11 protein-coding genes are annotated in these 16,443 nt (G+C 69.7%); 2 read left to right on the top strand and 9 right to left on the bottom strand.

Annotated elements, in window-relative coordinates; all coding sequences use genetic code 11:
* Positions 1 to 41: 41 nt before the first annotated feature.
* The 5 genes from ACFXGN_RS11170 to ACFXGN_RS11150 form a co-directional block, all read right to left on the bottom strand.
* A complete protein-coding gene (locus ACFXGN_RS11170) occupies positions 42 to 1,094 on the bottom strand; it encodes an ATP-binding protein (protein WP_384856841.1) in 1,053 nt (350 codons plus the stop codon).
* 158 nt (positions 1,095 to 1,252) lie between these two features.
* On the bottom strand, positions 1,253 to 1,990 hold the full coding sequence (locus ACFXGN_RS11165) for a response regulator transcription factor (RefSeq protein WP_384856450.1): 738 nt from the start codon (positions 1,988 to 1,990) through the stop codon (positions 1,253 to 1,255).
* 60 nt (positions 1,991 to 2,050) lie between these two features.
* Positions 2,051 to 2,734, bottom strand: a complete 684-nt coding sequence (locus ACFXGN_RS11160) for a spermidine synthase (protein ID WP_384856447.1) — start codon at positions 2,732 to 2,734, stop codon at positions 2,051 to 2,053.
* A gap of 770 nt (positions 2,735 to 3,504) precedes the next feature.
* A complete protein-coding gene (locus ACFXGN_RS11155; protein ID WP_384856445.1) occupies positions 3,505 to 4,032 on the bottom strand; it encodes a hypothetical protein in 528 nt (175 codons plus the stop codon).
* A gap of 128 nt (positions 4,033 to 4,160) precedes the next feature.
* Positions 4,161 to 4,799 carry a GNAT family N-acetyltransferase gene (locus ACFXGN_RS11150; protein WP_384856442.1) on the bottom strand — a complete coding sequence of 213 codons (639 nt, stop codon included), beginning with the start codon at positions 4,797 to 4,799 and terminating at the stop codon, positions 4,161 to 4,163.
* A 799-nt stretch (positions 4,800 to 5,598) separates the two neighbouring features.
* Here ACFXGN_RS11150 and ACFXGN_RS11145 point away from each other — a divergent pair.
* Positions 5,599 to 8,667 (top strand): NACHT domain-containing protein, encoded by a 3,069-nt coding sequence (locus ACFXGN_RS11145; protein ID WP_384856439.1) that lies wholly within the window; start codon positions 5,599 to 5,601, stop codon positions 8,665 to 8,667.
* 160 nt (positions 8,668 to 8,827) lie between these two features.
* Here ACFXGN_RS11145 and ACFXGN_RS11140 read toward each other — a convergent pair whose 3' ends face one another.
* The 4 genes from ACFXGN_RS11140 to ACFXGN_RS11125 are packed head-to-tail and all read right to left on the bottom strand — an operon-like array spanning position 8,828 to position 13,794.
* Positions 8,828 to 9,919 carry a hypothetical protein gene (locus ACFXGN_RS11140; RefSeq protein ID WP_384856437.1) on the bottom strand — a complete coding sequence of 364 codons (1,092 nt, stop codon included), beginning with the start codon at positions 9,917 to 9,919 and terminating at the stop codon, positions 8,828 to 8,830.
* The gene (locus tag ACFXGN_RS11135) at positions 9,919 to 11,013 is read right to left on the bottom strand and encodes a TniB family NTP-binding protein (RefSeq protein ID WP_384856434.1); all 1,095 of its coding nucleotides are present in this window, start codon (positions 11,011 to 11,013) and stop codon (positions 9,919 to 9,921) included. The genes ACFXGN_RS11140 and ACFXGN_RS11135 overlap by 1 nt, the downstream gene beginning before the upstream one ends.
* Positions 11,010 to 13,037: a Mu transposase C-terminal domain-containing protein gene (locus tag ACFXGN_RS11130; protein ID WP_384856432.1), complete on the bottom strand. Its 2,028-nt coding sequence runs from the start codon at positions 13,035 to 13,037 to the stop codon at positions 11,010 to 11,012. Before ACFXGN_RS11130 ends, ACFXGN_RS11135 begins: the two co-directional genes overlap by 4 nt.
* On the bottom strand, positions 13,027 to 13,794 hold the full coding sequence (locus ACFXGN_RS11125) for a TnsA-like heteromeric transposase endonuclease subunit (protein WP_384856429.1): 768 nt from the start codon (positions 13,792 to 13,794) through the stop codon (positions 13,027 to 13,029). The genes ACFXGN_RS11130 and ACFXGN_RS11125 overlap by 11 nt, the downstream gene beginning before the upstream one ends.
* 200 nt (positions 13,795 to 13,994) lie before the next feature.
* Here ACFXGN_RS11125 and lon point away from each other — a divergent pair, with 200 nt between their 5' ends.
* Complete coding sequence (gene lon / locus ACFXGN_RS11120) at positions 13,995 to 16,406, top strand: endopeptidase La (protein ID WP_384856427.1); 2,412 nt, start codon at positions 13,995 to 13,997, stop codon at positions 16,404 to 16,406.
* The last annotated feature ends 37 nt before the right edge of the window (positions 16,407 to 16,443 follow it).

The raw sequence follows: 16,443 nt of genomic DNA, 5'->3' as shown, positions 1-16,443 counted from the left end.
CATGTACACGCAGAACGTGCTGCTCCGGTTCGAACCCTACGTCAATCCCGTGGTGGAAGGCTTCCCGGAAGGGTGACTCTGATCCGGCACCCGCGTGACGATTCGGCCACGCCGATCCCGCCGCCGTGCAGATCCACCGCCCAGCGGGCGATCGCCAGGCCGAGCCCCGTGCCGCCGTCGCTCCCCGGACCCCGGCGGCGCGGCACCGCACCCCGGTTGAACCGCTCGAAGACCGCGTGCCGCTCCGACTCCGGGATGCCGGGCCCCTCGTCCTCGACCTCCAGCTCCAGCGAGTCGGGGAACGGGCCGCGCCGGGCCCGGACCGTGACCCGGCCGTGCGGCGGCGAGTGCTTCACCGCGTTGTCGATCAGGTTCGCCATCACCTGGTGCAGCCGCTCCGCGTCCGCGTGGGCGACCAGCTCGGGCGGCGACACGTCCAGGTGCAGGTGCACGTCCGTCCGCCGGTGCAGACCCGAGGTGGACGACAGACCGCGCTGCGACGCGGCCAGGTTCGCCTCCCGCAGCACACCCGACAGATACGGCCAGACCTCGAAGCGGCGCACCTTCAGGGTGACGACACCGTTGTCGAGCCGGGACAGGTCGAGCAGCGTCTCCACGAGCCGTCCCAGCCGCTCGGTCTGCCGCAGCGCCGACCGCATCGTCTCCGGGTCCGCCTCCGACACCCCGTCCACGACGTTCTCCAGGACCGCCCGCAACGCGGCGATCGGGGTCCGCAGCTCGTGCGACACATTGGCGACCAGCTCCTTGCGGTGCCGGTCCACCGCCTCCAGGTCGTCCGCCATGCGGTTGATCGTCGAGGCCAGGTCGCCCAGCTCGTCCCGCCGGTCCGCGCCCCGCACCCGCCGGGAGAAGTCCCCGCGCGAGATCGTCCCGGCCACCGTGGTCATCTCGTCCAGCGGAGCCGTCAGCGACTGCGCCACGAACTGGGTGATCAGCAGGGTCGCGATCATCGCGAAGATCGTGATGTACCGGAACTCGGTGGACGTACGGATCGCCACCAGGGCCAGACCCGAGGTCAGCAGCACCGCCCCGACGACCAGCGCGCCCAGCTTCGTCTTGATCGAGATCACGATCCGCCGGGGCCTGCGGGCCCCGGCGCCGGGCGCGGTCCCGGCCGCTCCGGGACCCGGGCCCCGTGCCGCCCGCCGCGCGCCCGCGCCGCACTCCCGCGCCGGACGGCGCGGCCCGTCGGCGTCCCGTGGCTCCCGCGACCCCTCGGGCCCGCGCCGGTTCACGGCGCCGGGGTCTCCAGCGCGTAACCGACACCGTGGACGGTACGGATGCGCTCGGCCCCGATCTTCCGGCGCAGCGCCTTGATGTGGCTGTCCACGGTCCGGGTGCCCGAGGCGTCCGCCCAGTCCCACACCTCCGCGAGCAGCTGCTCGCGGGAGAGGACCGCGCGCGGGGTGCCCGCCAGACAGACCAGCAGGTCGAACTCGGTGGGGGTCAGGTGCACGTCCTCGGCCCGCACCCGCACCCGGCGCTGCGCGTGGTCGATCTCCAGTTCGCCCAGGCGCAGGGTGCCGCCGCGCGGGGCGGTCGCCGCGAGCGTCGCCCGCTCCACCCGGCGCAGCAGGACGTGCACCCGGGCGGCCAGCTCGCGCATCGAGAACGGCTTGGTCATGTAGTCGTCCGCGCCCACGCCGAGACCGACCAGCATGTCGGTCTCGTCGTCACGGGCGGTCAGCATGAGCACCGGGACGGGCCGCTGCGACTGGACCCGGCGGCACACCTCCAGACCGTCGAAACCGGGCAGCATGACGTCCAGGACCATCAGGTCCGGCTGCCAGGCCTCGGCCGCCTCCACGGCGGCTGGTCCGTCGGTCGCGGTCTGCACGAGGAAGCCCTCCGCGCGCAGCCGGGCGGAGATCGCCTCCACGATCGTGGCGTCGTCCTCGACCACCAGGACGCGCCGCTGGGCCCCGGGAGTGGCCGCCGCACCGTGGTGAGTGGTGTGTGTCTGGTCCATTGCCCCGCCTCGCGTCGCCGATGTCGGTGCAGCAGCCTAGAGGTACCGGCGGTGTCCCGGCTATCCGGCGAGTCTCCCGGGACGGACCGCGAGATGGACCGCGTCGGGGACGCCTCGGGCAACGGGCACTTCTTCCGTCCGTACCCCGTTGAATCCGGCATTCCGCAAGGACTCTTCGAAATCGGCGGAGGGCCGGGCCGACCACACGGCGAGCACACCGCCTGGTTTCAGCCGGGCCGCGCAGGCCGCCAACCCGTCCGCCGCGTACAGGGATCCGTTGTCCTCGGTCACGGTCCAGTCGGGCCCGTTGTCGATGTCCAGACACAGGACGTCGTAGGTGTCGGGGGAGGTGTGGAGGTACTCCACCAGGTCCGTGTGCAGGATCACGGTCCGGGGATCGGCGAGCGCGGCTCCGGAGATCGAGGCGAGCGGGCCCCGCCGGTGCCAGTCGATGATCGCCTCCTCCCGCTCGACCACCGCGATCCGCCCCCAGTGGGGGTCGGCGGCGGCGTGCGCGAGCGAGAAGCCGACCCCGAGCCCGCCGATGAGGACCGAGGCCCCGGGCCTGGCCCGCTCCGGCAGCGCGTCCCGCGCCGCGTCGATCAGGAGCCGCTCGGAGCGCCCGTCGGAGGTGTCCATGAGGAAGGTGCCGTTGGCGATGATCTCGAAGTGCTCGGCGCGGCGGCGCAGCACGACCTCTCCGTACGGTCCTTCGCGTCGGTCGAGGGTCTGGGGTGGGGACACGGGCGTTCTCTCCGCTTCTCGGCTCGGGGACCGCTCGCGCCCATCCTCGGCGGGCGGCGGGCGACGGACAAACGCTTTACGGGGACGGGGGCGGGTTCCGGCCGGTCCCGTGGTGGGCCCCCGCCCGTACGGGGGGACCGGTTCCGGCCACGAGCGCCTCGCCCGTCGCCGCGCCGGGGTCCTTCCGGCGGGTGCGACGGCCGGGCACCCGGTCCACCGCGCGCGTACCCGGTCCGGTGGATCGTGAACCTGGGAAGAGTCATGGATACGGGTTCTCCCGACCGCGCGTACCCCGGTCCCGCGATGGGTGAACCCGGGAAGAGTGGCGACCTCTCGCCTTCTCGTCACGGGCGGGGCGGGTCGGACGGGGGGAAAGACAGGGGGAACGGGGGGAAAGGACGGATGGGGGAGGAGGGGAGCGGGAGGGGGGGAGGAGGCGGAGGGGAGGGGGAGGGGCCGGGTGGGTCGGGCGTGGACCCTCGGGTCGATCCGTCGGCCGATGCGGCCGGGGAGATCCGGCCGGGACGATTCGGTCGGGACGGCCCGTCGCCGGGACGTCGAAGGGCTGATCGGGGACTGTCGGACGGCCGGGGTCACGGCTCCTCCCGGCGGCGCCGGTCGCGAAGCCCTGAGGGGGCGCCCGGCGGGCCCCTTCCCGGAGGGCCGGGCGACCGGCCCGACGCACGCCGGGCACCCGCCCGACACGCGCCGGGTGGACCGGGCTCGGATTCCTCGGGCGGACCGGGCACGGACTTTTTCGGGCCGACCGGTCATGGGCTCGTCGGCGGGCCGCCCTCCGGGAGCGCGGCGAAGACCCGCTGGAGCGCGGGCGGGCGCTCCCCGTCGCCCGCGACGACCAGACGGCCTCGGTGGGTCAGCTCGTACTGGAACCCGTCGGCGATCGGGCGGCCGGTCGGCCGGTCCGGGACCTGCGCGTACGCCGGGTCCTCCAACGCGGCCCGGAGGGCCCCCGCCTCGGCGGGGCTCTGTCGGCCGGTACGGGCGGGCCCGCCGCCGGAACCGCTGGTCCAAGCCCCGTCGTACCGCACGACGAGCCGGTTGCGGATGCCCGCGAAGCCGCCGCTGACGACCACTTCGACGAGGACCTCGTCCGGCCGGGGCTCGGTCGCCGGAGTGCCGGGGCCGGTCGCCGTGCCCGGCAGGGCGGGGCCGCTCGTCACCGAGGGCGGACCGCCGGGCACGGGCGCGTCCCCGGGCCCGCAGCCGCTCGCGCCGAAGGCCAGGACCCCGGCCAGCAGCAGGGTCCCGCGTCGTCTTCCCCGTACGCCTCGCACCATGGTCCGAGGATGCCCGCCCCCGGGCGCCGGGCGCAGCCGTACCGGAGGGTTGCCACCCGTACGGGCACCCGGCGACCGGTCCGGAGCCGGTCCGGAGTCGGTCCGGGGCCGGTGCGGCGGGCGCGGGGTCAGACGGTGCCGCGCACGATCCCGGTCAGGGGTCCTCGGTGGCGCCAGCCCAGGGAGTCGTAGAGGGCGAGGCCGTCGGTCGTCGCGGCGAGGACCCCCGTCCCGGCGCCCGTCTGGGCCGCCGCCGCCTCCAGGGTGAGCATGACGTTGGAGCCGAGGCCCCGTCGCCGGTGCGCCGGATCGGTCTCGATCCGGTCGGCGACGGCGGTCGGGCCGGTCGGCGCGATCCTGCCCTGCGCGGCGAGGGTGCCGTCGGGGGCGAGGACACGGACCCGGACGACGCCATTCCGGACCTCGGTGGTCCTGGCGTACCCCTCGGGCGGTGCGGGCCGGGCGCCGGGGTCGAGGGGCTTGACCATCATGAAACCGGGGTCGTCGGGGACGGTCCACCCCTCGCCGATCCACCGGGCCGCCTCCTCCGGCTCCGCCATGATCTTGAGCCAGCTGTACGGGGTGGTGAGCCGGGCGCAGAGCGAGCCGACGACGGCCGCGTCGGGGGTGGGCAGCACGTGCCGTACGACGTGCCGGGGCAGGCCCACGTCGATCCGGTGGCCCCAGGGCTCGGCGACGGCGGCGGGGGTGCCCCGGGAGACGGTCCAGCCGGCGACCCAGGCAGATGTAATGGCTGCGATATCCATGGAGGTATTACAGCCGCAGGTGGTGTCCGCTGTCGGCGTCCGGTGGATTTCTTGGTCGCATCGTGACCATGGGCGGAGCCGAGGGGAGGCGGGGCCCGAGGGGCGCGGGCCCTGAGGGGTGCGAGCCTTGAGAGGGGCAAGCCTTGAGAGGCGCGGGGTGGGGATGCGCCGCGCGGCCCGCGCCGGGCCTGAGCCGGAGTCGAGTCAGCCCTGAGCCTGGGCCGCGCCCGCGGAGGAGCCGAGCCGAAGAGCTGGGCCGGGCTTCCGCCCCGCGTCTCCGGCCGCCGGACACGCGGAAGCGACGCCCCCGGGCCGAGCCGGGGCGGGTGGCCCGCCCTGACCCACCCCATCGGCCCCTGGTTCGAGCGGCGCCACCCCGCAGGGCCTCCCGGGAAGCCTCGCGCCACGGCTCTCTCGCGGCAGCGGTCCGGAATCCGACGGCCGCCCGGACGGGACTGGGCGTGTCCGGTGAAGATTGTTGTTGCATCGTCATCTGATGCTGGACTGGCAGATGAACGAATCGGTTGGACTCGCACCCTGATTCTGCGCAAAGGATCCTTGCATCTTCACTCTGGCGGGCAGAGGGGCTCAGGGCTTGACCGCCGAGGTCGGCGTTGGTGACCCATCATGTTGATGTGGCCGTCGGAGAAGTGGTGTTGGGGCGTCTACCAGGGCCCTGGCGGCCCACGTCTGGTCTATTTGCCCGCAGGCCCGACAGGGGCTCTGCGTGATCGATAGGGTGCGTCACACTGCCAAGCAGGCCCAGTCGGGAGGAACAGTGCAAAACGTCGGAGGATCGATGACCGAAGGAGCGAAGTCGGCGACTCCCACCGAGATGTTCCGCCACATGGAGACCTCCTATTCCTCGCTGCCGATGGGACGACCGCGCAGCATCCATGAGGGCTTCTCCGTCCTCGACTTCGAGCTGCGCTTTCTGGCGCTTCTGGCGGCGGCGACCGTGCGGGCAGCGGGACGGGCTCCTGCGTTGGTCGGGCGCTCCCCGGGCCTAGGCGAGTGGACCGCCTATCTGAGGCGCGTCGGTCAGCAGCTGAAGGAATGTTCAACGGTGCCGGCCGACCGTGTGGGCCGAGCGGTCACCGGGGTCCTGAATCTCTACGACCAGGGCTTTCCAGGAGCGCCCAGGGGACTGCGCGACCTCAAGCGGCTGCGCGACCACCTCAGCCACGGGGGACCGTTGCCCGCCGGAGAATCCGAGTTGGCTACGCTGGACGAACTGGTCCAGTCCGTCGCCGACACTGTCACGGAGGCTCTTGGCCAGGCCGAACTGTTGATGGTGGAAGGCGAGTCGGGGGAGCAGCGGCCGTCGTTCATCTGGGGCGGGGACGAGGTGTCGCTGTGGCCGTTCCTTTTCATGAAGCCGAGCGGCGTCTGGCACCTTTTCTCTAAGTTCGCCCGCGCTCAGCCCAGCTTCATCTGCTTCGGCGGTGGATCGGTGAGCAGTTCCCCCTCCGACGAGGCAATCCGCGCGGCACTTCACCCCCTCCTGAAGGCGCAGAAGGCGGACAACGGCACGCTGGAGTACTTCATCAAGGACGTCGAGCAGGATCTTCGTGGCTTCGCCGACGATGACTCTGAGCCCGTCTACGCCGACCACGAGCAAGGTTTCGAGTACTACTGGGACAAGGCGACTGGTGAGGGCACGGGAACCCAGCCCCGGCGCGACTACTTCCGCTTGGGTCCTGACAACGCCCGGCAATGGCGCGCGGAGTCCGGTTGGGTCCCCTACTCGGACTATCTGCGTGAGCTCGCCAACTGGCAGGTGGTTGCGACTCGTCTGCGGCAGAAGCTAGAGCAGATGGAGAGCAAGTTGGTGGCCGAGGAGCGGGACACCCTGGGCTGGGTATCCCGGGAACTCGGCACCACCCGGATGAGCAAGGTCGTAGTCTCCGACTTTGACGGCAGCCAGAGGGAGCCCGCCTGCACCTTTGCCGAACTCATCGACGGGGTCGATCAGGACCTCCAGGCCAACCGAGGCCAGACGCAAGTGGTCTTCATCAACGGCGAGGCGGGCATCGGTAAGACGCGAGCGATGCTCGACGCGGCGAAGACCCGTGCACAGGAGGTTGAGCGGGCGCTGCTGTCGGGCGAATCGTCGAGTCAGGCGTTGTTCCTGTACGTCCGTTCCACCGGCCAGGTGCTCGACAGTCTCCGCACTGTGGTGGACAGCGCTGTCGCATCGACCCGGAATCTCACCGACCGAGGTGTGAAGGCCCTGTGTCGCAACGGGCTGATGACTCTGCTTATCGATGGGTTCGACGAGCTGCTCGGCGGGGTGGGGTATAGCGACGCGATAGGGTCGCTACGCCCCTGGCTCGACGAACTCGGTGGTCGGGGCGTAGTGGTGGTGTCTGCTCGTTCCTCCTACTACATGGGGCAGTACCGCTCCAGTGTTGAGCGCGCCAACGAGCAGGGGTTGCCCTTTGTAAGGCACAGAGTTGCAGCTGTGCAGCGGTGGTTCCCGGAGGACGTCGAGGCGTTCCTCGGCGAGTACGGAGTGCCGCGCGAGAGCCTGGATCAGCTGTCCGAGCACGATCGTCAGTTGTTGGGGCTTCCGTTCTTTGCTCGCGCGTTCGCGGAGATGACGCTTAACTCGAACGACGGCGAGATCAAGAGCAACACACTTGCCGAGCGGCTGCTCGACAAATATGTGGCGCGCGAGGAAGACAAGCTGACGGGACAGGGAGGCACTGCCCTCATGGACCGAGCCGAATTGCGGCGCATGTTTGAGTACGTCGCAGAATTCATGGCGAGCCACGAAGAGCGCGAGGCTGACATCAATGAGCTTCAGGACGCGGCCGAGTACGCCATGGACAGCGAGCTGTCCAGCCGACGTCACCTCAAGCAACGGTTGCCCATCCTCTGCGGACTCGCTGCATCCTCGGACGATGCGTCAGTCTCGCGTTTCCGCTTCCAGCATGAACTGTTCTTCGATCAGTTCCTAGCGGGGGCCGCGAGCCGCTACCTCATGGACGGACAACCTGCTCTGTTCCAAGCGATGCTCAAGCAGTCCCCCTGGCGGTCGGCCACCGTCACAGGAGTTGTCGCCGCTGCTGGGGATGAACGTGTTGTCCAGGCCATCACGGACTTTGCGCCACGCCTTCAGAACGCGGAGAAACAGCAGATCGAGTCCACTGTCGCGGCTACCAACCTGGGTGCCCTGTGGACGGCTGTCATCGAGGATACGGGCCGTGTTCCTGGCACGGACATTGTTAATGCCGTGTTCGCGGACGGGCTCGATCTCTCACGGGTGCAGGGGGTGAATACGCGCATCGTCGGATGCGAGATTGACGGGCTTGTCCTGCCTGCGGTGGCGGGGTGGTCCCTGATGTTGAGGAACACCGTAGTTAAGAAGATCCGGGTGAGCGGTGCGTCCTCCGATCTGGCCGGACTGCGAGGCGTGCGCCACTCTGACCTGGTGGAGCTGCTGCTTCCGAACGAACTTCTGTACCGTAAGGAGCACATTCTCGAAGCGCTGCAACGCTACGGAGCCGAGGTCGTCGACGCCGAGGACAGGCGTGACGAGCTTCCGCTCACCGAGGTGCTTGCCGCGCGCCACTACCTGACGACGATGGCGCGACGCGTGGAGAAGTCTGTAATTCTCCGCGGCGACCACCAGCCGGAGGACAACAGGCTGAAGTGGGCTCAGGAATACGGCCCGGATGTCTGGAAGAGGTTCGTAAGTGAGCTTGCGGCCTCGGGGCTCGCTGCGTATGAAAACTTCTCGGCGAGTGGGGAGCGTAAAGTCCGGCTCCGGCTTAAGTGCAGCCCCGCTGCGATCCTCGCCAATGACGGAACGCGCGTCGGAACCCAGGAATTCTGGAGTCGGCTTGAAGAGATTGCCAATTAGGCGCGGAGTCTAGTCGGTTTCGTTGGCCACTGGGGTGACGTCCCAGTGGCCATCTGTTTCTCCTGGGCGCTGGTGTCCGGGCATCGTGGCACGCCGTACTCACGACGGCTGCTGACTCTGTCCCGGCAGGCCGTCAGTGACGAGCTTGTAGTGGCTGACTTCAGCCCCTGAGGGGGGGCATGTAGGCCCGGAATGGGGACCATGCGCGCCGGAAGACGGTGGCAAGGTGGCGGTGCGCGATGAGTGCCTCGCCAGCTCGGTGGGATGGATCGAAGGCACGAGCATGCCGTTGCTGTGAGCGTTGCGTGGCGACACGCAGGGTTGGCTTCCGCAGGGATTGCCTCTTGCAGTCGTGGACGTAAATGGGAGAAAGCGGAGGGCGTCTGGAGGTCACGGCGGCCCAATGATCGATGGGGTCGCTATAGTTGATGGGATCGTTGTAGCGGTGCTGGCGGAATTCATACATACGAAGTTTGCGGTCGGATTGTTGTAGCCGTCGGGCGACTTCGGTGTCGAACCGGTTGCGATCCCATGACGCTTTCTGCGCTTGTTGTCTCCAATAGGGCGATGCGAAGAGAGCGGCCAGCGAGATGGCCTCGGGATAGACCGCGGCGCAGAGACGCGCCACGGAGAACCCCGATTCGGCTTTGTCGGGCGGGATGAGGATCCTGGCCCGGCGAACCCAGTCCTGCCATGCTTCGCCGTTCTCGCTCTCCGGGAGTGACCAGAGTTGGCCGCAGATGAGAATGGCGGTAAGGACGGCGTCGTAGGTGATGGCCCAGCCGTGACGCTGAAGGATGCGTAGGTGCCGGCGCTGCGCCTGAACGATCTCCGGGAGAGCGTCAAGGGACGTGGTGTGTCCATCGGCATCTGACGGGCAGATCCATAGGCGGTGTCGGGTACAGACGTAGCGGTGGTGCGGCATGATCCTGGTGACCTCGCCGCCGGGGTGCTTGGCGCTGCAGTGACGGCAGCCGGGTTGCGGTTGGTGGCGAAACATGGCCCAGTCGGGCTGTGGAGTTCGCAGTTCGGGCAGGGCGCCGGCAAGGGCGTGGACGGTCCGGCCAGTGATGGCGGCGAGACGTTCGGGGACGACGACGCGACGCATGCCGCCTGAGGCTTCGCGTTCGGTGACGCATCGCCAGAGGGCGCTGATGTCGAGGCCATGGAGCCGGGCCAGGCGGGCGATGTATGAGGCGGCGATCTCGTGCCGGGCGGGTGGGACGGGATCAGGCAGACGGCGCAGGAGCATCAAGTGATCCGCCTTCGCCTGGAGGCAGGGTTGGCCGGGGCGGTGATTTTCTCGGACTGTTCGGCGGCGAAGTCGATCGGGACAAGGGCGAGCAGCTCCTCGGTGATGCGTTCGCTCTCGTCCTCGATGGCCAGGACGGCGCCGCCGCGGATGAGCTGGGAGAGGCTGCCGATCATGCCACCGGTGCGGTGGAAGATGTACTCGCTCAGCCCGGTGAGCGTTCCAAGGGTGTGGTTGTACAGCCGGAGCATGGACTCCAGGGTGCCCACCAGGGCCCGCCAGATCTCGTGGTCGGCGGCGGTGGCATGGGAGAACGGGGCGGCGGGAATGACGACGAAGCGTCCGGCGATCTGCCGTCCCCGTGTCCCGGCGAACAGGCCCTGGGACTCGATGTCGATGCCCGCGTAGGCGAAGGTGGCGGGGAGCCGTTCGGCGAAGTACTTCAGTTGGTCGGACGCTTCGGCGCCGGACCGCGTGGCAAGGTTGAGGTTGTGTAGCTCGTCGACGAGGACCAGGTCGACGTGGACGTGGGCGGCGGTCGCGCAGACCGCGTCCACGATGTCGGTGACGTTGGCTCGGGTGGGGAAGGCCAGCCCGAAGAACCGGGCGAACTCCATCGCGAGCATTTTTGGGGTGGCCGCCGGCGGGACGGTGACGTAGATGACCGGCAGCCGGTGGCGGTCACGTGAGTGCCGCATGCGGATGGCCAGTTCGTGGGCCCGACCCAGCCGGGTCAGGGCAGTCGTCTTGCCGGTGCCTGAGGCGCCGGAGAGGATCACACCGCGACGGGCGGAGATCTGGTTGCGGTTGAGCTGGATCAGCAGCCGGGAGGTGGTGATGACCTTGCGGATGGTCGGGGTGTTCACCATCGGCAGGTCGGCGTGATACTCCCGGCGTCGTTCGTCCTCGCGCAGGCGCTCGTTTCCAGTCAGCGTTGTCCGTTCGGCCGTCGTCAACAGCCGGGGCGGCACCGGCTCATGCGCAACGAAATGACCCCATCCCTCCTTCGTGGTCAGCGGACTGTCCGGCGGCGTCCGCTCGGCCGCGTCGATGCCCGGGAGGCCGGACGGGGAGGACGGTTTGCGCTTACTCATAGCCACCTTTCAGCTTCTGCGTGGGCATCGAAGACACCGAAACCCGCCACCGCGGCTGGAGGATCGGCCTCGGGCTCCGGATCGGGGACCATCTCGATCTCAGGTGCTGTAGCGGGCGCGTGTACGACAGCAGCGACGCGGGTGCGGCCGGCCACCTTGGCCGACCGGAGGTCCGGGCCGTGCTCGGCGCGGGTCAGCAGCGAGTCCAGGACGCGGGCCACCGCCGTTTCGTTGGTGTCGTCCAGGCCCGCCTCGGTGGCCAGACGACGGGCGTGGGCCCAGGTGAAGTCCGCGAACGGCGCGTTCACCAGCGGCAGGTGCACCCAGGGGACGGTGATCCAGCCCTGTTGGGTGCGTACGAATACCTGGGACAGGTCGTAGGGGTCGTAGTGCACCTCCCAGAGTCCGCGCTTGGCCGTATGCCCGGAGTGCTGGCGGCGAAAGGGGCCCAGTTCCGGGCTGTCGTAGGTGCGGTAGTTGATTCGGATGCCGTAGTCGTTGATCGCCCGCCAGGCCACGGGCAGCAGTTCCAGGTAATCCTCCCTGCGCAGTACCAGCGGCAGGTAGCCGCAGGCTGCGACCAGCGAGGCGTACTTGTCGTTCGGTGACATCGGCTTCTTCGGCCGGAACGGATCGCGCAGGGCATCGTGCGGCCGGGCCTGCCATCCGGCCAGCAACCACTCGTCCAGCAGCTCCTGGAGTTCGGGAACTGTCCAGACGGCCCGGTCTTCGACTCGCTCGCCGCGGCGGGAGACGTCCCGCCCGGTGTAGCCAGCCAAGTGCTGGACAAACAGCGTGTTGATAGCGGAGAACGTCGCCTCAACGATCCCCTTGTCGGTCGGCGTGCGCGGGCGTGCTCTTTGGACCGAGACGCCGAGCCGGTCACAGGCCCGGATGAACGTATCGGAGATGAACACCTTCCCGCCGTCGATGACGACGGTGTCTGGCACGATCACCGGCTTCGCGGCGGCCTGCTCCATCCGTGTGTCCACGTCCATTAGCCGCCGATGCGGCATTCGCGAGGCCGCCATCCGCAGGGCGGAGGGCCAGCTCGGCCGCATGGGCTCGGGCACCAGCGTCCGTGCCAGCAGCAGCGAGGCGTCCACCGCCTTGGTGCCCATCGGCCTCAGCACTGCCGCGCAGATCGTGCGGGTGGCGACATCGACCGCGATCGTCAGATCCGCGCGGACGGTGAGCCCCGAATCGAGCACCACCATCACATCCAGTGGGGTGGAGTCGATCTGAACCTGTTCCCCGGGCCGGTCCGCGAACGACGGCGTGAACGGGCCAGCGGGCCGGTTCGCCGTCTGCCGGCGCGTTACCGCCGAGCCGAAGGTGTGCTTGCCCGCGGACAGCACTTCGATCAGCTTGTAGAAGGTGTTCTTGCTCGGCAGAGGCACGACCCCTTCGCCGTGGGTGGCCTCCACTAGCTTGATCACCCGGCGGATCAGGCGGGAGCGGGTTCCCGTTGAGACGTGAGTCTCGGCCTCCAGGGCCTCGTGGATCGCCGCCACCAGCCGGGCATCCGCACGGCCTGTCGCCTCCGGCATCCGCACCAACCGCTGATCAACCAGGCCCCAAAGCCCTTGACGGGCATAGCGTGCCCGCTTGCCCTGCACGGTGCGCAGACTCACCCCCAGCTCGTCCGCCTTCGCCTGGGCCCGCTCGACCAACGAACGCGACGCCGGGTCGTACTGCGGTCGCGGCGGCGCGCCTGGCTCGACACCGGCGGCCAGCCCCGTCTCGACCTCCACGATGTGGGCTTCCCACTCCTTTGCCGCTGCCTGCACCGGCTCCGGGAGCGTCGCCAGCAGCCCGAAAGGTTCCAGCGCGGGCAGCGGCTCGGCGCCGGTGACGGCGAAGTCTGGTGCAGCCATCAGGTGCGACGCCAGCACCACCGACTCCACTCCGGCCGCTGAGCGCAGCCGCACCGACGTGCCGAAGAGCGCCACCACCTGGTGGTCCGCGTCGTCGTAGGTGATCCAGTCGCCGGGTCGTAGAACGGCCTGGCCGTCAGCAGCCATCGGCCACCTCCGTAGACACCACCGTGGCGGCGTGCAGCGGAACCGTCACGCTCGCGGCCAGCTCGTGCGACCAGAGCAGATGGAACAGCACCGGCAGCACCGTGATCGGTTCCCCTGCTGCCGAAGCTCCGTCCATCAGCGGCTGTGGCTCAGTGAACACTTGCAGTAGCTCGGAGACCACCGGTTCCATGCGGTGCCGCGGATGCCGGTATCCGGCCAGCCACCGGACGTTGCGTACCACGATTGCGTCCGGTGCCCCCACCAGACGGAACTCCCACCCCACCTGATCACAGGCCGCCCGCGTCGCCTCGAACTTCGCCAGGTCCCTCGGCTTGCGCCGGTTTGCCGGACGGCAGTCGATTACGACCGCAGAGCCGTCGTCCCTACGGGCAAAGTAGTCCGGCGCATGCGAAATGCCCTTGCCCGACTCCGACTGCCAGAACAGCCAGAACGGCTGAGAGGAGATCCCGACCACTGACGGGTCGAAGTCCATCAGCATGACGTGATCGCGCTCCAGCCAGGACTCATACCCGATGTGGCCGCCGACCGTCGACGACCACCACAGCCCCGGAAGATGCCGCTGGCCCCGGTACGACTGAAACGTGCGTACTGGCGCGGCTTGCTCGAACCGCACTGCCCACACATCCGCAAACGGACGCCGAAGCTCCGACCCGCCCGGATCGATGTACGCGACCTCGAATCCCTCCGCCGGCGGTCCGGCAGTACCGCCCGGAAGTACCCCTAACGAATGCACCACGACTGGCTAACTCCACTGCGCGATGCAAGGTCACGCTGACCTATGCAAGATCACATGCAGAGTCAAAGTGACCTATGCAAGATCCATCGCTACAGGACAGGGCGCAAGTGATCGCTCAGAGCGAACGGGCGGTTGGGAACATTCCCCGGCTCACATGCATTGAGTGCACATAGCTCAACTTGACTGCCGAAGGGGAGATCATGGCTTCTGAGTCCAAGCCGTCCGTGGCGCTCACTCTGCCTGTGCTGCCGCTCGACGACGAGGTCGTGCTGCCCGGAATGGTGGTACCGCTCGACCTGTCCGACGCCGATGTGCGCGCCGCCGTCGAGGCCGCTCAGGCCGCCGCGCGGCCCGGGGCGGGCAAGCCCAGGGTGCTGCTCGTGCCCCGCGTCGACGGGACCTACGCGGGGACCGGTGTCCTCGGCACCGTCGAGCAGGTCGGACGGCTGTCCGACGGCGACCCCGGCGCCCTGATCCGGGGCATCGGCCGCGTCCGCATCGGCGCGGGCACCACCGGCCCCGGCGCCGCGCTCTGGGTCGAGGGCGGCACCGTAGAGGAGACCCTGCCCGACCCGCTCCCCGGCCAGGTCACCGACCTGATCAAGGAGTACAAGGCGCTGGCCACCAGCTGGCTCAAGAAGCGCGGTGCCTGGCAGGTGGTGGACCGCGTCCAGCAGATCGAGGGCGTCGGCGCCCTCGCCGACAACTCCGGGTACTCGCCCTTCCTCAGCGTCGAGCAGAAGGTCGCCCTCCTGGAGACCGCCGACCCGGTCGCCCGGCTGAAGCTCGCCACGGCCCAGCTCCGCGAACACCTCGCCGAGCAGGACGTCGCCGAGACCATCGCCAAGGACGTCCAGGAGGGCGTGGACAAGCAGCAGCGGGAGTTCCTGCTCCGCCGCCAGCTCGAAGCCGTGCGCAAGGAACTCCGGGACCTCAACGGCGAGGCCGAGGGCGACGAGTCCGACGACTACCGCGCCCGCGTGGAGGCCGCCGACCTGCCCGAGAAGGTCCGGGAGGCCGCCCTCAAGGAGGTCGAGAAGCTGGAGCGGTCCAGCGACCAGTCCCCCGAGGGCTCCTGGATCCGCACCTGGCTGGACACCGTCCTCGAACTGCCGTGGAACGAGCGGACCGAGGACCGGTACGACATTCGGGGCGCCCGTGCCGTCCTGGACGCCGAGCACGCGGGTCTGGACGACGTGAAGGAGCGCATCACCGAGTACCTGGCCGTCCGCAAGCGCCGTGCCGAGCGGGGTCTCGGGGTCGTCGGCGGGCGGCGCGGCGGGGCCGTCCTCGCCCTCGTCGGCCCGCCCGGCGTCGGCAAGACCTCCCTCGGCGAGTCCGTCGCCCACGCGATGGGCCGCGAGTTCGTCCGCGTCGCCCTCGGCGGCGTGCGGGACGAGGCCGAGATCCGGGGCCACCGGCGCACCTACGTCGGCGCGCTGCCCGGCCGTATCGTCCGGGCGATCAAGGAGGCCGGGTCCATGAACCCGGTGGTGCTGCTCGACGAGATCGACAAGGTCGGCTCCGACTTCCGGGGCGACCCGGCGGCGGCCCTCCTCGAAGTCCTCGACCCGGCGCAGAACCACACGTTCCGCGACCACTACCTGGAGGTCGAACTGGACCTCTCCGACGTCGTCTTCCTGGCGACCGCCAACGTCCTCGACGCCATCCCCGAGGCCCTCCTCGACCGGATGGAACTGGTCAGGCTCGACGGATACACGGAGGACGAGAAGGTCGTCATCGCCCGTGACCACCTGCTGCCCCGGCAGCTGGAGCGCGCGGGTCTGGCACCCGGCGAGGTCGTCCTGGAGGAGGCGAGCCTGCGGAGGCTGGCGGGCGAGTACACCCGCGAGGCCGGGGTCCGCACCCTGGAGCGGGCGATCTCCCGGCTGCTCCGCAAGATCGCGGCCCAGCACGAACTGGGCGACCGCGAGCTGCCGTTCACGGTCGGCCCGGACGATCTGAGGGACCTCATCGGGCGACCGCACCACGTGCCCGAGTCGGCGCAGGACCCGGCGGAGCGCAGGACCGCCGTGCCGGGCGTGGCCACCGGGCTCGCGGTGACCGGCGCGGGCGGCGACGTCCTCTTCGTGGAGGCGTCTCTCGCCGATCCGGAGACCGGCGCCGCCGGGCTGACCCTCACGGGCCAGCTGGGCGACGTGATGAAGGAGTCGGCGCGGATCGCGCTCTCCTTCCTCCGCTCGCACGGCGCGGAGCTGGAGCTGCCCGTCACCGGTCTGAAGGACCGGGGCGTGCACATCCACTTCCCGGCGGGCGCGGTGCCGAAGGACGGCCCGAGCGCGGGCGTCACCATGACGACGGCCCTCGCCTCGCTCCTGAGCGGGCGGCTGGTCCGTACGGACGTGGCCATGACCGGCGAGGTCTCCCTCACCGGCCGGGTCCTGCCGATCGGCGGGGTGAAGCAGAAGCTGCTCGCGGCGCACCGGGCGGGCATCACGACGGTCGTGATCCCCAAGCGGAACGAGGCCGATCTGGACGACGTCCCGGCCGAGATCCTGGAGAAGCTGGAGGTCCACCCGGTGACGGACGTCCGGCAGGTCCTGGAGATCGCGCTGGCCCCCGCGGCGGTCCCGGTGGGCGTGGCGGCCTGACCACGGGAGACGGCCGTACGGAAGCCGTTGACCGCAC

Source organism: Streptomyces sp. NPDC059247, from assembly GCF_042754005.1.
Taxonomy (GTDB): Bacteria; Actinomycetota; Actinomycetes; order Streptomycetales; family Streptomycetaceae; genus Streptomyces.
This window is presented reverse-complemented; position numbering and strand designations above follow the sequence as displayed.